The sequence below is a fragment of the Novosphingobium panipatense genome, from assembly GCF_900182875.1.
GTDB lineage: Bacteria > Pseudomonadota > Alphaproteobacteria > Sphingomonadales > Sphingomonadaceae > Novosphingobium > Novosphingobium panipatense.
In genome coordinates this window covers 43,607-66,564 of sequence record NZ_FXUI01000014.1, presented here as the reverse complement: position 1 = coordinate 66,564, position 22,958 = coordinate 43,607, and the positions used below count along the sequence as shown (strand labels likewise).

General features: G+C 62.3%; 20 protein-coding genes. 12 read left to right on the top strand and 8 right to left on the bottom strand.

Translation table 11 applies throughout. The features are described 5' to 3' along the window. Positions 1 to 61: 61 nt before the first annotated feature. Positions 62 to 1,405: a hypothetical protein gene (locus QOL62_RS16195; RefSeq protein WP_283406979.1), complete on the bottom strand. Its 1,344-nt coding sequence runs from the start codon at positions 1,403 to 1,405 to the stop codon at positions 62 to 64. A gap of 249 nt (positions 1,406 to 1,654) precedes the next feature. Here QOL62_RS16195 and QOL62_RS16190 point away from each other — a divergent pair, with 249 nt between their 5' ends. After that, positions 1,655 to 1,894 carry a hypothetical protein gene (locus tag QOL62_RS16190; RefSeq protein WP_103728655.1) on the top strand — a complete coding sequence of 80 codons (240 nt, stop codon included), beginning with the start codon at positions 1,655 to 1,657 and terminating at the stop codon, positions 1,892 to 1,894. Next, positions 1,887 to 2,891, top strand: coding sequence for a sensor domain-containing diguanylate cyclase (locus tag QOL62_RS16185; RefSeq protein WP_283406978.1), 1,005 nt, complete (start codon positions 1,887 to 1,889; stop codon positions 2,889 to 2,891). Before QOL62_RS16190 ends, QOL62_RS16185 begins: the two co-directional genes overlap by 8 nt. A gap of 74 nt (positions 2,892 to 2,965) precedes the next feature. Here QOL62_RS16185 and QOL62_RS16180 read toward each other — a convergent pair whose 3' ends face one another. Next, the gene (locus QOL62_RS16180; RefSeq protein ID WP_283406977.1) at positions 2,966 to 5,065 is read right to left on the bottom strand and encodes a putative bifunctional diguanylate cyclase/phosphodiesterase; all 2,100 of its coding nucleotides are present in this window, start codon (positions 5,063 to 5,065) and stop codon (positions 2,966 to 2,968) included. Between the two features lie 265 nt (positions 5,066 to 5,330). On the opposite strand from QOL62_RS16180, the gene QOL62_RS16175 reads away from it, so the two are divergent. From QOL62_RS16175 to QOL62_RS16155, 5 genes are all read left to right on the top strand, one after another. Further along, positions 5,331 to 6,785, top strand: a complete 1,455-nt coding sequence (locus tag QOL62_RS16175) for an L-serine ammonia-lyase (protein WP_283406976.1) — start codon at positions 5,331 to 5,333, stop codon at positions 6,783 to 6,785. An 87-nt stretch (positions 6,786 to 6,872) separates the two neighbouring features. Beyond that, on the top strand, positions 6,873 to 8,549 hold the full coding sequence (kaiC, locus tag QOL62_RS16170) for a circadian clock protein KaiC (protein ID WP_283406975.1): 1,677 nt from the start codon (positions 6,873 to 6,875) through the stop codon (positions 8,547 to 8,549). 2 nt (positions 8,550 to 8,551) lie between these two features. After that, positions 8,552 to 8,833 carry a circadian clock KaiB family protein gene (locus tag QOL62_RS16165; RefSeq protein ID WP_103728682.1) on the top strand — a complete coding sequence of 94 codons (282 nt, stop codon included), beginning with the start codon at positions 8,552 to 8,554 and terminating at the stop codon, positions 8,831 to 8,833. Then, complete coding sequence (locus QOL62_RS16160) at positions 8,833 to 10,302, top strand: sensor histidine kinase (protein ID WP_283406992.1); 1,470 nt, start codon at positions 8,833 to 8,835, stop codon at positions 10,300 to 10,302. The genes QOL62_RS16165 and QOL62_RS16160 overlap by 1 nt, the downstream gene beginning before the upstream one ends. Before the next feature lie 235 nt (positions 10,303 to 10,537). Then, the gene (locus QOL62_RS16155; protein ID WP_283406974.1) at positions 10,538 to 12,253 is read left to right on the top strand and encodes a GMC oxidoreductase; all 1,716 of its coding nucleotides are present in this window, start codon (positions 10,538 to 10,540) and stop codon (positions 12,251 to 12,253) included. Between the two features lie 109 nt (positions 12,254 to 12,362). Here QOL62_RS16155 and QOL62_RS16150 read toward each other — a convergent pair whose 3' ends face one another. Both QOL62_RS16150 and QOL62_RS16145 read right to left on the bottom strand, forming a co-directional pair. Next, positions 12,363 to 13,424 carry a choice-of-anchor A family protein gene (locus QOL62_RS16150; RefSeq protein WP_283406973.1) on the bottom strand — a complete coding sequence of 354 codons (1,062 nt, stop codon included), beginning with the start codon at positions 13,422 to 13,424 and terminating at the stop codon, positions 12,363 to 12,365. Positions 13,425 to 13,662: 238 nt separating this feature from the next. After that, the gene (locus QOL62_RS16145) at positions 13,663 to 16,191 is read right to left on the bottom strand and encodes a TonB-dependent receptor (protein WP_283406972.1); all 2,529 of its coding nucleotides are present in this window, start codon (positions 16,189 to 16,191) and stop codon (positions 13,663 to 13,665) included. A gap of 692 nt (positions 16,192 to 16,883) precedes the next feature. On the opposite strand from QOL62_RS16145, the gene QOL62_RS16140 reads away from it, so the two are divergent. After that, complete coding sequence (locus QOL62_RS16140; protein ID WP_283406971.1) at positions 16,884 to 17,612, top strand: dienelactone hydrolase family protein; 729 nt, start codon at positions 16,884 to 16,886, stop codon at positions 17,610 to 17,612. A gap of 137 nt (positions 17,613 to 17,749) precedes the next feature. Here QOL62_RS16140 and QOL62_RS16135 read toward each other — a convergent pair whose 3' ends face one another. Together QOL62_RS16135 and infA are read right to left on the bottom strand one after the other, a co-directional pair. Then, entirely contained in the window at positions 17,750 to 17,896 is a 147-nt protein-coding gene (locus QOL62_RS16135; protein WP_158250625.1) for a hypothetical protein, read from the bottom strand. A 32-nt stretch (positions 17,897 to 17,928) separates the two neighbouring features. Beyond that, positions 17,929 to 18,198, bottom strand: coding sequence for a translation initiation factor IF-1 (infA, locus tag QOL62_RS16130; RefSeq protein ID WP_103728663.1), 270 nt, complete (start codon positions 18,196 to 18,198; stop codon positions 17,929 to 17,931). A 308-nt stretch (positions 18,199 to 18,506) separates the two neighbouring features. Here infA and QOL62_RS16125 point away from each other — a divergent pair, with 308 nt between their 5' ends. The 3 genes from QOL62_RS16125 to QOL62_RS16115 all read left to right on the top strand — a co-directional run bounded on the left by QOL62_RS16125 (position 18,507) and on the right by QOL62_RS16115 (position 19,474). Then, entirely contained in the window at positions 18,507 to 18,680 is a 174-nt protein-coding gene (locus QOL62_RS16125) for a hypothetical protein (RefSeq protein ID WP_283406970.1), read from the top strand. A gap of 99 nt (positions 18,681 to 18,779) precedes the next feature. Next, positions 18,780 to 19,043, top strand: a complete 264-nt coding sequence (locus tag QOL62_RS16120) for an antitoxin Xre/MbcA/ParS toxin-binding domain-containing protein (RefSeq protein ID WP_283406969.1) — start codon at positions 18,780 to 18,782, stop codon at positions 19,041 to 19,043. A gap of 224 nt (positions 19,044 to 19,267) precedes the next feature. After that, entirely contained in the window at positions 19,268 to 19,474 is a 207-nt protein-coding gene (locus tag QOL62_RS16115; RefSeq protein WP_103728665.1) for a cold-shock protein, read from the top strand. Positions 19,475 to 19,620: 146 nt separating this feature from the next. On the opposite strand, the gene QOL62_RS16110 is transcribed toward QOL62_RS16115, so the two are convergent. Continuing rightward, positions 19,621 to 20,808: a M24 family metallopeptidase gene (locus QOL62_RS16110; protein WP_283406968.1), complete on the bottom strand. Its 1,188-nt coding sequence runs from the start codon at positions 20,806 to 20,808 to the stop codon at positions 19,621 to 19,623. Between the two features lie 11 nt (positions 20,809 to 20,819). Next, positions 20,820 to 22,040, bottom strand: a complete 1,221-nt coding sequence (locus QOL62_RS16105; protein ID WP_283406967.1) for an NAD(P)/FAD-dependent oxidoreductase — start codon at positions 22,038 to 22,040, stop codon at positions 20,820 to 20,822. A 257-nt stretch (positions 22,041 to 22,297) separates the two neighbouring features. On the opposite strand from QOL62_RS16105, the gene QOL62_RS16100 reads away from it, so the two are divergent. Next, complete coding sequence (locus QOL62_RS16100) at positions 22,298 to 22,954, top strand: GntR family transcriptional regulator (RefSeq protein ID WP_283406966.1); 657 nt, start codon at positions 22,298 to 22,300, stop codon at positions 22,952 to 22,954. Positions 22,955 to 22,958 lie beyond the last annotated feature (4 nt).

Here is a 22,958-nt window from a genome sequence, read left to right as displayed (position 1 = left end):
CGACGGGAACAGCGGCCGTGACGCTGCACCTTCAAGCGTTCCCCCAGCACGCGCTGGGCAATCAGGACCCCGCGTGCCCGGCCGTTTGATGCGACAGGCTGTCAAGCAGGGCTCCAAGGCCGCGCCGACGCCACAGGTTGAGGACCACGGTTGCGATGTGGAGTTGATTGCGCACGTGCTCATGCCCCTCCACAACCGGGTCGTGGATCCCTGCCGCCGTCATCACCGTTGGCGCAGCATTCCGGATGCGCGCCGGACAGTCCAGGAAGTAGCTAAGCCCCATGATTCCCGCATAGAGTTCAAGGTGCAGCCGCAGCACGCTGATCGGTAGGCGAGGTCCGCCCTCGCCTGCCAGCGTCTTTGCAAAGAGGAGGAGCAGGTCGTCGAGATGATGCTCCCAAATGTCGTGGTGCGCCGCGCTCAACGATCCCCATATGGCGAACGCAACATTCATGCGCCCGGCCCGCCCCCAATCCATGAGGCCGCATTCAAGCGGGCCATCTTCGCCGCGCCAGAAGAAAGCGTTGTCGATGTTCGCGTTCCAGTGACACAGGGCTATGAAGGCCGGATCGCTTTGGAGGAAAGCATTGATTGCCGCCTCCTGCCCTGCGAAGCGGCCCGACTCCTCGGCAAGCCGGGCAAAGAACGCCGGCTCGCGGAGAGGCGCGGGAAAAAGCTGCGGCGCCTCCTCCACGAAACGCTGAAATTGCAGGACCCGCTCACGCAGGTCAGACGCCGAATAGCCGATGGGGATGCTGGTCGCCGCCACATCCGGATGGTAGGAGAACAGCGTCTCGACCTCTCCCGCCAGCCGGTTCGAGCGCTGCGCACCGGCCAGGCGCGCCAGCGATTTCATTATCGCCCTGTAATGCTCCAGAGGCTCTTCGATCCGATAATCGAGGCATTTGGCGTGGTGCTCCTCCAGCCCTCCTTCCCCGAAGGCAATCCGTTCCGTCACCAGGATCCCTGTATGCGTCGCCTGCTCCTGATCCGCGAAGTACACCCGCGGCACCCGCACCGGAAAGTCCGGCAGGCGCGACAGGCGGGCGAGGCTTATCTCCCCTTGCATCTCGAACTTGCCGCGATCATCGCGTGAAGGGTCGTTGAAGTCCCGGGAGAACTTTACGAACAGCTCTTCGTGCAAGGCGCGATGAGGGCGAGCGTACTCGACGGTCAGGAAGATCTTGGCACCGGTGCTGCCGCCGGGGCATGGGACGGCGTCAACGATTCGCTCCACCGCGTTGTCCGCTCCAAGGGCGCCCCAGGCCTGGAATGCCTCCGTCAGAAAGCGCGGGCCGGCCTCTTTCAAAGCCTCTGGGTGGCTGGGAATGGACAGCCCGGTCTCACCGCCCCTTACGAAGTCGGGATGACGCCTTCTCGCCTGCACTGTCTGCCTTTTGATCATCCGTCTCGCCTCGTCGGATCGTCGGTGTAGCACCCCTCCGGGTTGTCCCGCACCCGGCTTCCGCTGCCGAAAGCGGCAGGCCTGAGAGATATCGCGATGCCGAAAGGTCAGAACCCGCAGCAGCCCTGAAGGGAATTTTTAACCAACTTGCAGCAAGATAGCAGACTTAACCGGTAGCGGCTTGTTATCGCTTCCGGATCGTGAGGATGCACATGCTACCAGACAATATTCCGCAGGTGGAGGCCGCTCATGCCTGACACCATGCCGAGCATTGTACCGCCCCTTCCGGACGAGGCGGAGTTGCCGCCCGAGCTTGCAGCCAGTGTCAAGCGGCACCATCAGCATCTGGCTGCCCTCGTCACCAGCCTTCGCGCGGCCGGCGTGGATGAGGATGTCGTGACAGCAAGCGTCACACAGCTCGTCGAAAGCTACGGGCGGGAGTTGACCGCCGCCATGCAGGCTGTGGTTCGAGGAACGCCCGATGTCTGACGCCAAATTGCAAGACGAAGAGGGGCGCATGGCAGCGCTGGAGCGGCTGGAGGTGCTTGATACCGGTCCAGAAGAGGCGTTCGAGAAGATCGTGAATCTGGTCCGGACCGTTCTCGGCGTTCCCATGGCAACAGTGACGCTGGTCGATCGCGAACGACAGTGGTTCAAGGCGCGCAGCGGTCTTTGCGCTGTGGAAACGCCCCGGTCGATATCGTTCTGCACGCACACGATCCAGCAGCGCGAGCCACTCGTCGTGCCCGACGCCCTTCTGGATCCCCGTTTCGCCGATAGCCCGCTCGTTCAGGAGGCGCCGCATATCCGCAGCTATGCGGGCGTTCCGCTGCAGACGCCCGATGGTTACAACGTTGGTGCACTGTGCGCTATCGACACGGAGCCGCGCACATTCAGCGATGGCGACATGGCGATCCTGACGAACTTTGCGCATATCGTGGTGGATGAGCTGGAACTGCGCCTGATCGCTCAGCGGGACCACTTGACCGGCGCTCTCAACCGCCGCGGCTTCATGGAACAGGCCGCCAAGGAATTCTCCCGCTTCACGAGGCATCAGCGTTCGGCCGCGTTGATCGCTCTGGACATCGATCACTTCAAGATAATCAACGATCAGCACGGCCATCCGGCGGGTGACGAGGTTCTGCGCCAGGTGGCCCAGCTGTGCACCTCATCGATGCGACCAAGCGATTCCTTCGGTCGCCTGGGCGGGGAGGAATTTGCGCTGCTTCTTCCCGAAGCCGATGGCGTGGAGGCTGTCGCTGCGGCAGAACGCTTCCGAGCCGCCATCGAAAGCCACAGCTTCGATATCCCAGGCGGGGAGAAGCTGCGCGTGACGGCCAGTCTGGGCGTATCATCCCTTGATCCCGGCATCGCCAGCGTTGAAGGCTGGTTCGCAGCCGCCGATGGCCTGCTCTACAAAGCGAAGAAGAACGGCCGCAACCGCGTATGCTCCACCGCGCCGGAGGCTTCCTCGGGATCATCGTGAGCGGCTGATTCGACGCCGCCGCCGGCCATCACCGTGTGCGCGACATCGGGGACTCACGCCGCGGGAACGCGGCCTTACGCGACGCGGCTTGCCGTGTCGGACGAAAAAGCCAGAAGGTGTTCGGCATCCTGTGGGCGGCCGAACAGCCAACCCTGGAGCCGGTTGCAGCCCGACATGAGAGCGATGCGGGCCTGCTCCGCCGTTTCGATGCCTTCGGCGCAGACATCGAGGTTGCACGCGCGGGCGAGGCCGGTGATCGACACCAGCATGTCTTGCGCGCGCCGTTCGCTTTCAATGGCGGTAATAAACGCCTTGTCGATCTTGAGGCGATCGAAGTGGAGCTGCCGCAGGTAAGCAATACCCGCAAAGCCGGTTCCGAAATCATCAAGCGCAAACCGCACGCCGAGTGCACGCAAGCCGTCGATGATCTCGCAGGCGCCCTGCGGCTGGCGCAGCATCAGGCTCTCCGTTATTTCCAGCTCAAGGCGCTCCGGAGGGAACCCCGTCTCTTGGAGTATGGCCTGGACCTCGCGCAGCAGCTCTCCGTCCCAGAACTGCGCAGGCGACAGATTGACGGCAAGATCGAACTTGCTGTCCCGCATCGCCGCGCAGGCGGTCAGAAGGACATGGCGGCCCAGTCCGGTGATCAGTCCGCTCATCTCCGCGATGGGAATGAACACGTCCGGCGGAACATTGCCGTGGACGGGATCCCACCACCGCGCCAGCGCTTCCACGGCGACGACTTCGAACGTCGCGGCATCCACGATAGGCTGGTACTGCACGCTGATCCGCCCTTCCTCCACCGCAAGGCGCAAATCGTTTTCCATCTGAACCCGAAGACGATGGCTGTCGTCCAGTTCAGGCTCGTAGGCTCGAAAGCAGTTCCTGCCTGCGGCCTTGGCCGCGTACATGGCGACGTCGGCCCGGCGCAGGAGTTCGCTTTCCCGGTCAGTTCGTTCCGGGTCGGACACCGCGTAGCCGATGCTTATGCCGAGCCGTATCTTGTACGCTCCGATCCGCAAGGGCTCGCGAAACGCATGCAGGATGGCGACACAAAGTTCAGTCGCCGACACCCGGGCCTCGGAGGGGATGAGCACCGCAAACTCGTCACCACCAAGGCGCGCAACCGTCACGTCACGCGCGAGATTGCGTATACGCGCTGCGGCATTCTGCAGCAGGAGATCACCGGCCGAATGTCCGTAGACGTCATTGGCGTTCTTGAATCCGTCAAGGTCCATGAGGAGCAAGGTCAGTCTTGTCCCGCCCGAAACGGCCACGGCCATCCGGGCCATCAGCGCGCGGCGGTTGGGCAGGCCTGTCAGCATGTCATGGTCGGAAAGGTGCCGCGCCCGCCTTTCGCTTTGCTGCAGATCCTCAACGGCCCGTTTCCCCCGCCGCAGGATCAGTACGGCGGCCATCGCCCCGATCAGCATGAAGAAGACCACGCCCGGTGCGAGCCGCTGCCGAAGGAGAGTTCCGGGCCGGAAGGGCTCCCATCCGATCCAGCCGAGGGGAGCACCATTCAGTCCGCGAATAGCGACATTTTGCTGCTCGGTATCGTCGCGAGATCGGGACAGCCGGACGACGCTGACCGGGAGATCATCCGCAAACTGTGTCAGCCAGTCGAAATCGACGATCCGTGCGATCACAAGCAGCTTGGGGCGTGGTCCACTGAGGCCCACCTTCGAGGTGAGTGGAACGATGGCCGCTGTCGCGAAGAGATATATCTGCCCGTTGGCCCGGGAAAAGCCGCTGACGATCGGCGCACCGTCTTGAGGGATGCGTCGTACGAGGGCGAGGGAGTCCATGAAATCGGGGCCAAGCCGCCGCTGAGCCACGCGGGTGTCGAACCGGCTGTCCTTCCAGCTGTAGACTACCCTATCCTCCCCATCGAGGACGAAGATCTGGTTGTATCCTTGGGTGCCGCCCAGATAGGCCACCACGTTATCCTCGATCCAGGCGGGATCGACGCGCTGGTCGATATGGCGAACCGCTTCGTCCCACTTCGCATAATCCTGAAGGTCGTGACGCACCAGCAGGGAAGCCGATTTCACCACGTTCTGAAGCGCTTTCTCCTCCCGTTCCAGCTGCATCTGGTCCTGAACCGAGGCTCCGTAGAACAGCAGTATCAGCACACAGGAAAAGCTTGCGCCTGTAAGTAGAAGCAGTGGCAACAGGTATTCCGAAGCCAGACTGCTTCGGATCTTTCTGGCGAACGCAACGATCATAACTGGACCAGCACCATCAACTGATCATCCTACCTTGAAGTGCACTTCTCCGATTCGACCCTGCATGATCACGCCTTAACACTTTGTATCGATCGCATGCCCGATGGACTGTCCCGGTCCGGCAAAGCGATGGACGCGCGAAGATGCACCTTCCCGCGTTACGAGCCGCTCTTTCGCCGCCGGGAAACCACGTTATACCGTCGATAACGCCATGCAGACACACGCCGCAGCCCCCGCCACTCACGACATCTCCGATGCCGACCTCTCAGCCCTCGCGATCAGCGTGCTGGAGATCTTCTCCATCGGCATAGGTCCGTCGAGTTCCCACACGGTGGGGCCGATGCGCGCGGCGCTGTCCTTCATGGAAAGTCTGCCGCAAGCGCCTCGCCGTGTCACGTGCGATCTCTATGGATCGCTCGCTCTCACCGGACGGGGCCATGCGACCGACAGCGCCATCCTGCTCGGTCTCTCCGGGCTGCGGCCGGAAGCGATCAATCCCGACGAGGTGCCCGCCATTCTCTCGGACATCCGGGAGCATGGCTGCCTGCGCAGTCGCCAGTTTGAGCAGGATATCGCCTTCGAGGAAGCTGTCGATCTGGTGTTCCACCGGGACACGTTCCTCCCCGTGCACGCCAACGGGATGCGGTTCTCCGCCTGGATCGGCGGTGAGAGCGAGCCGGTATCCTCCTATTGGTATTCCGTCGGGGGTGGCGCGATCGTGTGCGGCACGGCCGACTCGCTCATGGCCCCGGAAGCGGCAGGCGCAACGGCGGACACAGCGGCGGGCCTGCATAACCAACGCCAGCCCTACCCCTTTTCCTCGGGCGCCGAACTGCTGGCTCTCGGTGAAGAGACCGGCTTTAGTATTGCCACGCTGGTTCTCAGAAACGAAGGGATCTGGCGGACGGAGCCGGAGACCCTTGCAGGTCTTGACCACATCATCGATGCCATGGACGCCTGTGTGCAGAGGGGCCTGAGGCAAGAGGGTGTCCTGCCGGGCGGCCTCAGGGTTCGCCACCGCGCCAAATCCATCCACACGCGGCTCAGGTCTCAGGCGGAAAGCCTCGGGCCGGCTCAGACCTTCGAGTGGGTGAGCCTTTTCGCGCTCGCGGTGAACGAGGAGAACGCCGCCGGCGGCCGGGTTGTCACAGCCCCCACCAACGGGGCCGCCGGGGTGATCCCGGCCACTCTCCTGTACTATCGCAAGTTCGTGCCGGGAGCGGACCGCGATGGCGAACGAACGCTGCTGCTGACGGCTGCCGCGATCGGCTTCCTGTACAAGAAGCGCGCCTCGATCTCGGCTGCGGAGATGGGCTGTCAGGGGGAAGTCGGCGTCGCCTGCTCCATGGCGGCTGCCGGTCTGGTCGCCGCCCTCGGCGGGACGAACCAGCAGATCGAGAATGCGGCCGAGATCGGCATGGAACACAATCTCGGCCTCACCTGCGATCCTATCGGGGGCCTTGTTCAGATACCCTGCATCGAGCGCAACACCATGGGCGTCGTCAAGGCGATCAACGCCGCTTACCTGGCCCTGCAAGGCGATGGGCGGCACATCGTCAGCCTCGATGCCGTGATCGAGACCATGCGGCAGACGGGCCTGGACATGGGCAGCAAGTACAAGGAGACGAGCCTTGGCGGTCTTGCCGCCAACGTCGTCGAATGCTGATTCTGCGGCGGCGCAAAGGAACTATCCTGTAGTTGCCACCGGCCCGTGCCTGCCTTAAGCACCGGCCTCAAGAAACTTGGGACGATCATGACCGCCGGCATCGAAAAAGCCCTCACGGGCATAGAGGGCTTCGACGACATAACGATGGGCGGCCTTCCCCGCGGCCGGCCGACACTGGTCTGCGGATCGGCCGGTTGCGGCAAGACGCTGTTTGCGTCCACGTTCCTCGTGAACGGCGCGCGCGCGGGCGAACCGGGGGTGTTCGTGACCTTCGAGGAACGCCCTTCGGATATCGTAGACAATGTTGCCTCACTAGGCTTCGAACTCGACAGCCTCGTCGAGGAGGAGCTGATCGCGATCGAACATATCGCCATCGATCCCTCCGAACTGGCTGAAGTGGGCGATTACGACCTCGAAGGCCTCTTCATGCGCCTCGAGCTTGCCGTCGAAGAAGTCGGCGCCAAGCGTATCGTGCTCGACACGATCGAAAGCCTGTTCTCCGCCTTCCAGAATCCCGCGATTCTCAGGGCTGAAATTCGACGGCTGTTCGACTGGCTGAAGGACAAGGGGCTTACCGCCGTCATCACGGGGGAACGGGGCGACGGAGCCCTGACCCGGCAGGGACTGGAGGAATATGTCTCGGACTGCGTGATCCTCCTCGATCACCGTGTCCACAACCAGATCTCCACCCGCCGGATGCGGATCGTCAAGTACCGTGGCACCCCGCACGGCACAAACGAATACCCCTTCCTCATCGGCGAGGACGGCTTCAGCGTGCTTCCGGTCAGTTCGCTGGGGCTCGAACACCAGGTCTACGACGAACGCCTGTCGAGCGGTATCGCGGACCTTGACGCGATGCTGACCGGCGGGGGCTTCCACCGCGCAAGCAGCATCCTGTTCTCCGGCGTGGCGGGCGCCGGCAAGAGCTCGGTCGCCATGTGCTTCGTCGACGCGGCTTGTGCCCGGGGCGAGCGGGCGATGGTCTTTTCGTTTGAGGAATCGGCCGACCAGATCGTGCGCAACATGCGCTCCATCGGCCTTGATGTGGCCAAGTGGATCGACGAAGGGCGCCTGCGCTGCATTTCGGCACGACCGACATTCTACAGCCTCGAGATGCATCTCGCCATCATGGTACGGGAAATTTCGCGCTTCCGGCCGTCGCTGGTGGTGCTCGATCCGATTTCAGCCTTCCTCGACAGCGGCGAGCAGCTCGAGGTGCAGGCCATGCTCCTGCGCATGGTCGATTACCTGAAGTCCAACGGCATCACGGGCATTTTCACAAATCTGGCCCATGACCAGACTGTCGGGAAGACTGACGCCGGGCTCTCTTCGCTGATGGACGCTTGGCTGCTGCTGCTGAACCGCGAGGTCAATGGTGAATTCAATCGCGAACTCTACCTCCTCAAGGCCCGCGGCATGGCGCACTCGAACCAGGTGCGCGAGTTCGTGATGACGGAAAACGGAATACGGCTCCTTGAGCCCTATCTTGGCGCTCACGGCGCCTTGACAGGATCCGCGCGTCGCCTTGCAGAGGCGCAGGACCGCAGGCAAGAGACCTCCCGTCGGGCAGAGGTCATGGCCCTGCAGGACAAGGTGACTCAACGCCGGCGCCGCGCGGAGCTGGAGATTGCGACATTGCAGGCCGAAGTTGCCGCCGAGGAAGCTGAACTCCATCGCCTTCTGAAGGCGGAGGAAGACTACCGTAATCAAGCCGCTGCAGATCTTGCGGAACTCGCAGCCGGTCGAAACGCTTCTGGGGGATGATCATGAATAAGCCGAAAGAACTCACCCTCTACGTTGCCGGGCAGACCCCGAAGTCCGTGGCCGCCATCCGCAACCTCGAGAAGATCTGCGCCGAACACCTCGATTCCAGCTACGTGGTCAAGGTAGTCGACCTGAAAGAGAACCCGCGGCTCGCCCGGGAGCACAACATCGTGGCGATACCCACCCTCGTCCGCCAACTTCCGGTGCCGATTCAGAAGATAATCGGGGACCTGTCGGATACGGAAAAGGTGCTGGTCCATCTGCAACTGGGTGATCCTGCGTGATGGACGAAGCGGTGCCTGATACGCTTTCCCTGGAAGAGCTGCGGCGCCGCCTGGTCGAAGCGGAGGACACACTCCGCGCCATCCGCGAAGGTGATGCAGACGCGGTCGTCGTCCGCAACGCCAACGAAGATACGGTTTTCGCGCTGTCGGGAGGACAGGAGAGCTACCGCGCCATCATGGAAGCGATGGACATCGGTGCAATAGCGCTCGATGACCAGGGCCGCGTGCTCTACGCTAACGCCGCTTTCTGCGCCCTCATCGGCTGCGCGGCGACGCAACTGCAGCATCTTCCCATTTTTGAGAAGCTCGATGCGAACTCGGCGCAGGTCGTACGTGAAACAATCGAACAGGCGCGCCACGGTCGCCATCAGGTGCAGTTCGTGCAGAGCCATAGAGGAAGCAATCGGCACCTCATGGTCACGGCAGCGCCTTTGCCGATGGCGTTCGGCACTGGCTGTGCCCTGACGTTCAGCGACGTGACGGCCCGCGTCGAGGCTGCGGCCCTGGAAGAATCCGAGCGCATCGGCGAAGCCGTCATCGCCTCCGCCAACGAAGCGGTCGTGGTGTGCGATCGCGCCGGCAACATCATCAAGGCCAATGCGGCCGCCTCCGCCCTGATGCCCGGTGAGGCAATCGGCCGCCATTTCACGGATGCGCTGCCCCTTGCCTTCGCCGAGGACGGCAGGATTTCGACATCGGACGGCCTGCTTGACCTGGCGGCCGCCGGCAGCGCCGCCAGGGGGGTGGAAGCCTTCGCATTCCATCCGGACGCCCGCAAGGACCTGCTGGTCAGCGTGGCCCCCCTTCGCGTTTCGGGAGAGACCATCGGCGGGTCGGTGATAACTCTCGTCGACCTCTCGGAGCGCAAGGCGTTCGAAAAGCGGCAGACGCTGATGATGCATGAACTGGATCATCGCGTGAAGAACACGCTTGCCATGGTCCTTTCCATATGCGGCCGCACTCTGGCGGGATCGGACAGCCTCGAGGAATTCCGACTGCGGTTTACGCGCCGGATACAGGCTCTTGCCGCGACCCACAGTCTTCTCGCGGACGCCTCCTGGGCGGGCATAGACCTGGCCGCGCTGATTGAGACCGAACTCGCGCCCTACGTCAGCGCCGCCGGCCCTCACCTGGCTGTTTCGAAGCTGGAACGGACAGTGGCTCCGGATGTGGCAATCGCATTCGGCCTTGTCGTGCATGAACTGGCAACGAACGCGGTAAAGTACGGGGCACTGTCGGCAGAGAACGGCAAAGTGACCGTCTCAGGCTCCACCTTGAACGGCAACCTCTACGAAGTGGTATGGGCGGAAAGCGGAGGCCCGCCTGTGACGCCACCGATTCGGCAGGGATTTGGCCAGACACTCATCACGCGCAGCCTGGCACGGGGCGAGGGCACCGGAGCAACCGTCGATTTCGCACCAGACGGGGTCGTCTGTCGCATGGTCCTGCCCATCGAAGTCGAGACCTGAAAAAAGGCGCCAACGGATCTCTCCACGCCTGTTGCAAGGGCGACGATCCGTTATGGTTTCAACGCGCATTGCAGTGCAACAGCAAAACTTCCGCTGCCTTTGCAATAACATCACTAATATAACCCAAGCCTACTGGACCCGCGCCCGGCGTTGAAAGGTCCACTTCGGCTTGTCCCTGTTCTCATGACATTTACCGCGCGCTACACCCGTCACGCATACGGGGTGAATAGTAACGGTGATAACGGATCTTCGCATCGCGGACACTCCGCACGGCGGGCTGCACTACGATGTGTGCCTGATCGGTGCGGGAGCAGCCGGCATTTCCATCGCTCAGGCCTTGGCAGGAAGCCGCCTTTCGATAGGCGTCCTCGAAAGCGGGGGTTCCGCATTCGAACCGGACACGCAGTCTCTGTATGAAGGCCAAGTCGGCGGTCACCCGATGACCATGGACACCGGCCGGTGCCGGATTCTAGGTGGCTCCACATCCGAATGGACCGGACGCTGCGGCAAACTCGACCGCATCGATTTCGCGCGGCGGAACTGGGTTCCGCACTCCGGCTGGCCGATCCGCCATGCCGACCTGGCTCATTACTACCGTGCAGCGGAAATGGTATGTGGGTTCGCGACCCCCTGGGTTGACGACGCCGAAGCCGCTCGCGATCTGGAAATTGCAGCCCCTGATGATCCTCGTCTGGCGAATTATCTCTGGCGCTACGCCCCGATCGGCAACCGGCTCTATCGCCACTGGGGGCGCGAATACCGGCCCTTGCTCGAAGCCTCCTCCAACGTGGAGGTTCTCCTGCATGCCAACGTGATCCGTTGGCACGCTTCCGGGAAGACAGGCCTGCCGCAGCGGGTGGAGGCGGTGACGGCCTCGACGCTCGAAGGCAGGACCATACTGGTCCGGGCCCGCGCCTTCGTGCTTTGCGCCGGCGGCCTGGAGAGCACGCGACTGCTTCTTTCCAGCCGCGACCATGTTGAGGGCGGCCTTGGGACGGGACTGGAAAACGCCGGCCGCTTCTTCATGCAGCATCCCAGGGGCCGCATCGCGCGCCTTGAAACTGACAAACGCACCGGCCTTTCCCTCCAGGATCGTTACGGCATCTTCGGTGCCCGCCAGGGGCTGCAGTATGAAAGCGGGCTTGCGATGTCCGAGCAGGTCCAGCGGGAGAGTAAGCTGCTCAACGCCAGCGTGATCTTCACATACGAGGCCGATGCCGCCTCCGGCTGGGAGGCGCTGAAGTCGCTGGCCTACCCGACTGCCGCTCCCCCTGTTGGCAGGGCCAAGGCCTTAAACCGTCTTGTGCGCGATCCCGGTTCCGCGCTGACGAACCTCTGGCGGCGAGGGTGGCAACACCGCCACGCGGCATTTCCAGTGAGGTCGATCAATCTCGTAATAGACCTCGAGCAGAAGCCCGATCCCGACAGCCGCGTCACCCTGTCCGCCGAGAGGGACAGGCTTGGCCTGCGCAAGCTTCACGTAGACTGGCGCATCAACCCTGAGGAACGGCGAACGTCGGCGCACTTCGCCAGGATCTTGGCCGAACACTTTTCGCGCAACCGCACCGGGTCGTTGGTCTTGGAAGACTGGCTTCACGACACCGGTCCCATCGGGGACGAGCTATCCGGCACCTTCCACCACATCGGAACCTTGCGCATGGCGTCCAACCCTCGCGAAGGTGTGGTGGACGGCAATTGCCAGGTTCACGGTGTCGATAACCTTTACGTGTCGAGTTGTGCCACCTTCACGACCGGCGGCCATGCAAATCCCACCTTCACAATTGTCGCCCTTGCCCTGCGACTGGCGGATCATCTACGCGCGCGACTTTCGGAGCAGGACCACCCCTCTTCGGCACCGCATAAGGTGAAGCGCCACCCCGGCATCCACATAGCCGATGATTCGGGAACGGCGGCTGCAATCTGCCGTCGACGCCGATTTCGGCCGATGTAGTTCGCATTTGCCACGTGGCACTTTGGCGTCGAACCCGTTCGCAGAAGCGAAAGTGTCCGCATGCAAAGGCAGGCATCTTGGGGATGGAACTTGGTCTACTTGTTCCCTATCAGGCCGGTACGCGGCGCCGGCGCCAAAGCAGCGCGGCAAAGGCCAGGGCAAACAGACCCAGCGTACCCGGCTCAGGCACGGCTGTGCCCCCTGAGGAACTGCTGCTCGAGGGAGGTGTCGGCGTGCTCGGCGGGTAATACCCCCCGGCATAAGTGCCGATGTGCATCTCCCCGTTCTGTTCGAGGCTGCCAAACACTGCCGAACCCTGAATATAATTCCCGGTCGTCGCGGCTGCGCCGGGGGCAAGTACAGAGCCGCCCCATGCGGTCGTCAGCGAAAGGTTCTGCGCCTCGGTGATGTTCCAGATCACGTGCTCGCCCAAATTTTGCGTGCCGCCGAGGAAGTTGTCGTTCAACGTGATTGCCTTGCCGGACACGTTGACGATGGCAGTGTCGGCACCGTTTAGGTTGAACTTGATCTCGCCAATCTTGTCGAGGTCGGCAGCAGAGATGTTGAATACCGCCACGCCGTCCGCTCCGGGCTGCGAATTGAACGTCCCGGTGTTGCCGCGAATACTAAACTGGCTGTTGGCTGTTTGCGTACTCAACGTCTGACTCAGGCCGGTCATCGATGTCTCGATGAGGCTCTTTTGCTGAAACAGGTTCTGAACGAAGGCCGGATCACTGGCTGCGAGCCCGGAGGTGAGTACGTTGTTATTGACGTTCGTCTTGCTAACGCTGCCTCCCACTTGGACCGTCTGCTTCGCACCGTTCAGATTGAACCCGCTGTTGACGTTACCGCCCACGATCGCACCCGAACCATTGTTAAGGTTCTTCGTGCCGCCATTCACATCACCAACGACCGTCAGCCCGGGCGTTCCACTGCTTGACGGCGGAAGAGGCTGGATCTGATAGTTGGAGGAGTTGCCGTTGAGGTTGCCCCCGACAAAGGTGCGCCCCTCCACTTCCGATGACGACGTCAGATCGCCCAGCACCACGAGATTCCACGTGCGCAGAACATCGGTTCCAGCAATCATGCCAGACCCGGCGAGTGCGGGCGTGGCGGCGAGGACTACGGAAAGGCCGGAAACGAGTAGCGAGACGGAACGGAAGCGGTGCACGGAGAATCCTCGGGCGGAAGCGGACAGTGCCTGAGGGCCTTGCAGCGGTGAGCAACCGCTTCAAGTGAAAACGCCGGACTGTCTCCGGATGAAACGGCTTCCGGAACACCTCCGACGATGCCCTCGATCCGCCACCGTAAGCTTGCGTCCGGCGCATGAGAACGCCTGAGGCGGCGTTGGACCTCCCGAAACGTACGAGTGCCGCAGGACCGTCCGTCCTGCGGCACCTGGCGGATTGTCACTCTCCGCCGAAGCGAACCTTCAGACGGAGGCCGTACATGCGAGGCTGGCCGAGGATCAGGCTTTCAGTGCCTGTCGAGGCCCAGCTGTTGCCGACGAAGATCGGGTACTTTTCATTTGTCAGGTTGGTGATGAAGCCGGAAAGGTCGACGGGGCTGCCGCCAATCGAATTCCAGTTCAGATTCAAGTTCCAGAGGTTTGAAGAAGGCAGGATGCCCAACGGCGTATCGTTGGAGGCGACCTGCTTTGCGGTGTAAGTGTACGTCGCCGCCAAGGTGATCTGGCCGATGCTGTCATCGAGCGGCAGCGTGTAAGAGGGCGTGATCGTGACGCGATGCTTCGGTGACTGAGGCAGTTCACCACCAACCAGTGCCCCTGTCGTAGGAGGCAGGTAGCCGGGGAAGATCGGAGGCGTATACGACTTCAGCTTCGTGTCCAGATAGGCATAGCCAAGCGTCAGGTTGAAGCCGTAGGCTGCCAGCGCCGCATCCACTTCAATGCCCTGGATCTTGGACTTACCAGCGTTGACGATCGCCTGCGCCGGAGAGTTCGTGTTGTTGGGAATGGACGGATCCGGATTGAGGTTTGCAGCGAGCTGCTGATCGGAGAAGTCGTTGTAGAACGCAGCGGCGTTCAGGTAGCCGCTCAACGTGCCTCGGAACGAGGTCTTGAAGCCAATTTCGTAGGCATCGACCTTTTCAGGCCCCCAGGCGACGGGCACGGTGTTGGATGCGTTCACGTTGCCCTGACGATAGCCGCGTGAATACTTGGCGTACAGGAGCACGTCCGGCATGGGCTTGTAGTCAATATCGATGAGCCACGTGGGCTTTTCCGACTTCTGCTTGATCGTGGTCAGGCAATTCTCGGGATTATCAGCCGGCCGCGTCGGATAGGCCGCACATGTGAAGGTCGGCGTATTGGGGGCAAAGAAGAAGATCTGACGCGTCGCGCCTTGACCTTTGACCTTGTCGATCGTGTAGCGGATACCGCCGGTGACCGAGAGTTGATCCGTGAAGTTGTAAGTCCCCTGCGCGAAGAAGCCAATGTTTTCATAACGATAGCGCGTCAGAGAATTCTGGACCAGACCCGGGAACCGGCCGCTGCCGAGGCTGTCGACGCCCCGGCACTGGAGCGTGTTGATATCGCTGCAACTTATCGTGACAAGGACTGGGATCGTCACGCCAGGCGCCACCGGCGCGCTGGACGTGTACGTGATGGGCGAATAGGAACCCTGGAACGGGCTGAGCGGACCGCTGGTCTCGTAATAACCGCCCAGGACATAGTTCAACTTGCCGTCGCTCGTGCGGCCCTGAATCTGCAGCTCTTCAGTGGCGGTGTACTGCTCGACGTTGTCGAAATTCGGATCCGGATTGAGGCCGACCCAGGTGAAGGGAAGGCCGCGGAAAGCGGGATTGGGGTTCGTGTCGGGAATCACGTAGTTGTCAGCGCCGATGTTGAAGCCTTGGCTCTGACGGAATTCCTGGTAGCTCGCGATGTTCTTGATCGTGATCGCGTCACTGGCCTGCCAGGTCGTAGTGTTGATGACCGACCATTGCTTGATCTTGAGCGAAGGATCGGGATGGCCGTTCTCGACATCCCAGTACCCGTAATCCTGCGCCTTGGCGCGAGCCAGGCCCTGGCTGCATGCGATCGGAGCGAGGAAGGAAGCCGTGCTGCCGGGCGTGGGCAAACCGAAGCGTGAGCGATCCACGCCCTGATCGCAGCCCGCAACGTTAGCCACCGTAACCTTGCCCGTGATGCCGTACGAATCCGAATGGCCGTACCGAACGATCGTGTAGTTTTCGAGCGTAGGAGTCAGTTCGGCCAGGATGCCCGCGCGAACGGCCCAATAATCGACATCACCCAGAGCGTCAGGGCCAATGTCAGACCGGTTCTTCAGATAGCCGTCGCGCTCGTGCCGCTCAAATCCCAGGCGCACCTTGAAAGTGTCGGTTAGAGGCAGGTTCAACACGCCTTGCAGGCGATACATGTCGTAGTTGCCGATCGAGCCTTCGACGTAACCGCCCAGCTCTTCCGTGGGACGCTGAGGTACGATCAGCACGGCGCCGCCGGTGGTATTGCGGCCGAACAGGGTCCCCTGCGGACCTTTCAGAATCTGTACGTTCTGCAGATCGAAAAACTGCCCCACCCCGGCTCCGTTGCCGCCGGGGGTGCCACCTTGCGCGCGGGGACCGATGACATCCGCGAAGTACACCGCAACGGACGGCGAGGTGAAGTTCTCCTGCACGAATCCGCGCAGCGCAAAGGTTGCAGCCTCCGGGCCATAGCGCGAATTCGCCGACAGGGAGGGCGTGTAAGTGGCCAGGTCGGCGCCGGAGGTAACGTTCCGGTTGTCGAGCTGCTGGTCGTTGAACACGGTGATCGAGATCGGCACGTCCTGCAGTCGTTCTTCAACACGGCGTGCGGTCACCACGATTTCATCCGTCGCAGACTGCGCGAACGCCGGTGTGCAGGTAACTAACGACGTGGATGCCGCCAGAACCATCTTGAAGCGTGAAACGCCCATTGTTTTTGATCCCTCCCTGATCTTTGCCGCCGGTTTCCAGTGCTGCGGGAACACTGTTCTTACAGTGTGACATACTTAACGGCTCGGCTAGTACCCAACCGGCGGTCACCAACGCCGGCAGCGTCAAAGCGGAGGCTCCAGCTCCCCCTGCAAATCGTGGAAATACTGCAGTTTGCGGCTACTTTCCGCCGATAAACCGGAACAGGGCAGCGCCACGAAGCACGTTCTCTGTGCCTCGCGAGACAAAACTGATTGCGCCCTCGGATAGAACGATCGGCGGCGCTCCTGCTCTTGCGCGGCAACGGGGACGGATCGGTGTTGCCGTGAGGGACTACAAACGTGTTGTGCGGAGCGCACACGCTGCCTGCAGATCGATGGAAGCGCCATGTCGAGGCGGTCAGCGAGCGATTCGAGGCATTGATCGCGCGCAGGATCAGCGACTGCAAACTCGGCGGCGCCCCCTGCCGCGCTTGACGGCGGTCTACGATGATGAAAGCCTACCCGCTATGAAGAGTTGTGCGCACAAGAGGGGCTCTGGGCATAGAGAGGCATTGGCAGCATCACGGTCATAGAAGCGGGGGCTTCATTGTGGGCAACAAAGGCCCCGGTTCCTAAGCGCGACGCTAACCTAGAGGCGCCGTGACACTCTTGTTGAAGCACACCTTCTTGTACAGGATCTGGGACAGCGGATGATGACTGACGCGCGGGCATTCGATTATTCACATGATGGGGCAACCTTCAAAGGGCAACTGGCCGTGCCTGAAGGGTCCGGCCCGCACCCCGCTATCCTGGTAATACACAACGCACGGGGCCTTGGACCTGGACCGATCAAGCGCGCACAAGCTCTCGCGAGAGAAGGCTATGTCGCTCTGGCAAGTGACCTCTACGGCGACGGCGCCTTCTACGACGATCCCAGGCAAGCGAACGCGTCGTTGGCACCTCTCTTCCATGAGCCTGCACGGCTTCGAGCAAAGATCGTGGCTGCCTTTGAGACGCTGCGTGGCTTGCCGCAGGTCGATGCGGAGCGTGTCGGCGCGATCGGCTTCTGCTTTGGCGGGATGTGCGCTCTTGAACTGGCGAGGAGCGGAGCCCCCGCGCGCGGTGTCGTGAGCTTCCACGGCCTCCTCAACACCCATGCCCGCGCCAAGGCCGGCGAGGTGCAGGCGAAGCTGCTCATCCTGACCGGCGAGCGGGACCCTTATGCGCCTTCGGGCGATGTCGAGGCGCTGCGGGACGAGTTACGCCATGCTGGCGCCGACCACCACATCACGATCTATAGCGAGGGGTGGCATGCCTTTTCGGACGACGAAGCCGCCGAAATGGAGCAGGTGCCGGGCGTCAGATATGATCCGCTCATTGACCGGCTCGCGTGGGCGCAGACACTGGCGTTCCTGGAGGCGACAGTAAAAGAGAACGTCTAGCAGAGGAGAATGAGAAGGCAGCATCTCGCCGCTCGCGCCCGCTGGAGGAGCGTCTGGTTGGGCGGCTACAATCAGCTCCACGACGGAACCGCTGCTTACCGCCGACACTCAGCGAGGTCTTGCGCGACGGGTGAGGCTCAGTCGATCATGGCGGCGACGAGACGCCGAAGATGCTCCTGGCTCAACAAGCCGGACGGCTTCTTGATCTGGAGATCGCGCGATCCATGGGAGGGGTAAGTGGCAGTATTGAAACGCCCTTGAGCGCCTTGCGTATCGATGTGCATAGTATCCCATTTTGACGGGACAGCCCCGCCTCTTATCTTCTGAATCCGCTGCGCCGCCTCGGCGGCCCGCCAGCTTGACCAGGTGTCTTCTCACGGAACACGATCCGACCCTTGGAAAGATCGTAAGGCGTCATCTCGACGTGCACGCGGTCACCGACGACGGAGCGGATGCGAAACTTGCGCATCTTGCCCGCTGTATAAGCGATGATCTTGTGCTCATTGTCGAGGAGGACGGCGAAGCGGCCATCGGGGAGGATCTCCTCGATAAACCCTTCCATGGTCAGCAATTCTTCCTTGGCCAAACTTGAATTTCCCACAATCGGAGAGCGCCTGCGATCATGCGTGCGCAGTCTGCGATCATGAAAGTTGGCTGATGTTTGAAAAACACCCGCAAAATGCGAGCGAGCATCGACAGAGCCGACGCAGCTATCTCCATATACATCGGAAAACTGAAATTACAACCGGCGCTTCCTTCGCAAAATATCGGCCAATGAGGACGATCGTCCTCGCTACAGCTCCAAACATCATGTATGCTACTCTCAACGTCGAAATCCAATCGCCTGCCGATGACTGAGAGACTGAACGCGCTTCCGCGGAATGGAGAGCTTGCATGGGTCTCAATGAATTACTTTTTCACCATCAAGTTGCACTCATTCAGTACGCTGCCGATAATAAGAGCAGTCGCGACAATGGGACGAGTTTCGATGTGGTGCGCCACTACGAAGCCAGGATCGCGCGCCTGCGCCACGAGATCGGCGCTGCCGCGTATCCGCGATGGCCATGAGCATCCAATCCGCCGCCTACGCTCATAGTCCCGGGCCTGCCGCAGGGCAGAGAGGTGATTGCCATCACGTGAACGACCAAGAAGCAGGAAAACCCCGCAATGAACACAGACGAGAAACCCAGACCTTCCCGCCCCAAGGCTCGCTGGGTCAACACGCCGAAGCTGACGCCGGACGCGGCAAGCCGCCAGGGCAAGGTGACGAAGCTGGCGTTCGAAGTTCTGGGAGGCCGGGACGAGGCCATCGCCTACCTCAATACCGCCTGCGTCACGCTCGGCGGGCGACCGCTTGATCTGGCGGTGGATTCCGCCGAAGGCCTCGGCCGCGTGGAACATGCCTTGGCAGGCATGAAATCGACGGGCTAATTCATCCGTCGCGTTTCACCGGCGCTCGAAAGGCGATTTGGAGAAGAAATGCGATCAGGGCTATCTAATTGTCCAGATCCGCGTACAAGAGCCGGGCTGACACGTCGCCTGCGACGGATATTGGGCCGCCAAGGCTCCCCTTTGTCCCTTACAGCCTCACGAAGCCGGGATGCGCCGCCGTTGGCGTATGCCCGTCATACCTGCATTGGGCAAAGGATACCCATATGATCACCGGCACCGTAAAGTTCTTCAACGCCGACAAGGGCTATGGCTTCATCGCTCCCGAAACGGGCGGGGACGACGCGTTCGTGCACATCAGCGCCGTCGAGCGCGCTGGCATGCGCACCCTCAACAAGGACCAGCGCGTATCCTACGAACTGGAAACCGATCGCCGCGGCAAGACCTCGGCTGTCAATCTCCAGTCCGCGTAAGCGCACGGATCGGCGGGCCTTTCACAAGGCCCGCCAACCATGCTTCCGCGTTAGGAGTGGCTATCTGTCACGACTGATGTTCCAGCGGAAGCAGGCGGAACCGCAGGGCACGGCAGCCAGCTTGCCACAGATCCGCCATCGGTGCGTCAACCGAACGGCGCTTCAAGCGAGTGCTGCGGCTCGGTGAACCACCGCGCACCCTCTTCGGTCACATACATGTGGTCTTCCAGCCGCACGCCGAAGCGTGAGGGGACGACGATCATGGGCTCATTGGAAAAGCACATTCCGACCGCCAGCGGGGTCCGGTCGCCTCGCACCAGATAGGCCGGTTCGTGAATGGAAAGGCCGATACCGTGGCCGGTGCGGTGAGGAAGGCCCGGCAGCGCATAGTCGGGGCCCAGACCTGCCTTGTCCAGAACGGCACGCGCCGCGTAATCCACGCTCTCGCAGGTCTCTCCGACGCGCACGGCATCGAACGCTGCCTGCTGCGCTTCCTTTTCAACGTTCCAGATGTCCCGGATGTCCTGCGACACCGTTCCAAACGCGTATGTGCGCGTAATGTCGGAGTGGTATCCCTCGACCCGGCATCCGGTATCGATCAGCACCAGTTGCCCTTCCTGAAGCTCCCGGTCACCCGGAAGCCCGTGGGGATAGGCGGTCGCCTCTCCGTACTGGACGATGCAGAAGCTGGACCCGCTCGCGCCCAGGCGGCGGTGAGCGGCATCGATGAAGTGCTCCACTTCGCTTTGCCGTATGCCCGGGCGCAGTATCCTGGCCGCCGCCTCGTGGACCTGCAGCGTCATGCTTTTGGCCTGCTGCATCAGCGCCAGTTCAGCGCTCGACTTGATCATGCGGCACTGCTTGATCACGGGCATGCCGTCGATCAGCCTCACGGCTTCCGCCACCCGGATGCGTTCGGCGAAGTGGAAGGGCAATTCCGGATCGAGCGCAAGGGTTCGTGCTCCCATGCTTCGCAGGCTATCCACGACCAGCGCCACGGGATCCTCGTCCTCCTGCCAGGTCCGGATCTCCGCCGCGATGGCAAGATCCGCCTGCAGCGTGCCGATCTCGAAGTGCGGGCAGATGATGACAGGCTTGCGCCCTGGGGCCAGCAACATTGCAACGAGGCGCTCCGTCGGCCCCCAGGGCACGCCTGCGAAATACCGCAACGAGGCGCCCGCGTTCACCAGCAGGGCGTCAGCGCCACTGTTTGCGGTGAACCTGCAAGCCCGGTCCATGCGAGCATCCCGTTCGTCAGGTGTAATCGCCGCTGCAGGATTCGCCCATGGCGCCAGCCGCGCCAGCTCTGCTTCGATGGTAGATCCGCCAATCATGAAATCGGTCCTCAGGAAAATCGCTCGATGTCAAACGGGCCGAGCGGGATGTCGGGTGCCTCACCGGCAATGACGGATGCCATGAGCCTGCCGGTGACGGGGGCCAGCGTCAGCCCCAGATGCTGATGGCCGAACGCATAGTAGAGGTTTGGCACCCGCGTCGAGCGCCCCATGGCGGGAAGATAATCCGGCAAGGTGGGCCGACATCCCATCCAGCGGCGGAAGGGGCCGCTGATCGGCAAACCAAGCTCGGCGATGTGCGTTTCCAGTCTCTCCCACTTGCGCGGATCGGCGGGAGCGTCCGGCCGGTTCATCTCCACGAAGCTGGCGGCCTGCACGGCCTGTCGGTACCGCGTCACGATCATCGCGCGCTCCTCAAACACGACCGGCGGCAGATCGCGGGGCCATCTGGTTACATCGGCGCGAACATGATAGCCGCGCTCCGCGATGATCGGTGCCTTGTGTCCCGCGGCTTTCATCAACGCGCCTGAGCGAACTCCCGCGCAAACGATGATTTTGTCCGCCTCCAACCCGTGCACCTGCACGCGCCCGTGCTGCAGCTGAAGCGAGGCGTGTTCCTGTACGAGCGCACCTCCGAGGTCGACGAAGGCCTGCCTCAGCGCGTGGCGCAAGGCACCCAGATCGGCGATCTGAGCCGTACCGCTGAAGCGGACGGCGCCCGAAATCGGCCGCGCGCAGATCCTCGACAAGGCTGAGAGGTCATCGCCGCTGGCCGGATGCACGGTGGCCGGACCAGTGCGTGCGCCCTCCCATGCTCTGCGGCCGGCCTGCGCTGCTGCGGCGCTGTTCCACAAAACCAGATGCCCGTCGCTCCGCAGAAGATCCTGCGCGCCGATCCGGTGCAGGAGCGAAGACCAGGCCGGGAGCGCGCGGTCCATCAGCGGCGCCATCGCGGCACATCCCGTCGCAAAGCGCTTCGGGCGTCCCGCTGAAAGTAGGCGCAGTCCGAAGGGCAGCCATTCGGCCACCGCGCCCGGCGGGAAGGACGCCGCGCCGCCACGCAGGAACAGGCGGTGGGGAAGCGAGCGCACCATGGCCCACGAAGCCAGCGGTTCGACCTGCTCGACGGCGATGTGCCCCGCATTGCCCCACGAAGCGGCCTGTCCAGCAGCGTCATCATCGACCAGCGCAACCCGGTGCCCGGCCTGCAGCAATTCAATGCCAGTGCTAAGCCCGACTACGCCTCCACCTATGATTCCGATGAGGCTCACGAAAACTCCATTGCCACAGCCGCCTTGTTTCGTATACCGTATATCTAACTTGGCAACCACGCAAGGTTTGATGCTGTGACACGCTTATCTGCTGCCGTTGCTGACCCCCTCCTCCGCATTGCCACAGGGTCGCCCCGGCTGGGTCAAAGGAATGCCCCTCGCGAAGCGCAATTGCCTCACTTTCCAGGATCATCTACCGTATACGGGGGCACCGCACACACGGTCCGTGCAGCCGTCCCCTGTATGGAGACCCGTCTGTGACCATCGTCGTCCGCACTCTTGCCGAACGCATATTCGACGTCATTCGTGAGCGTATCGTTGAAGGGCAGCTTCCCGTCTCGGAGCCGGTGCGTCAGGATGCGCTTGCAGCCGAACTGGGGGTGAGCAAGATCCCCCTTCGTGAGGCGCTGGCCAAGCTTGAACACGAAGGTCTGCTGACCAGTCAGGCCAATAGAGGATGGTTCGTCCGCCCCATGTCGCAGGACCAGGCGGAGGAGATTTATCTCCTGCGCCTTGCAATAGAACCTGCAGCAGCAGCCTATGCCTGCCTTAAGGCCGATGATGCGGACAGGGCCGCAGCGTGCGAGGCTTTCGAGCGGCTTGACGCCGCCACGAAGGAAAACCTCAAAGACGTAGCGGTGCGCAACCGACAGTATCACGTAAGCCTCGTTCGACCAGGCGGCCGCCTTCTCACCACGCAGCTGGTGGAGCGCCTTGAGGTGCTTGCCGAACGCTATGTCATCGCGCACCTGCAGCCGGCGGGCCGTGGCGACCGCGCGCATCTTGAGCACCGCGATCTGCTGGATGCGTGGCTGGCGGGCGACTCCAGCCGTGTCAAAGACCTTCTCACCGCGCACATCTCCAGCACTCTGGACGATCTGCGGGCCCATTTCACCGCAAGCCAGCCGAGCTGAGCCT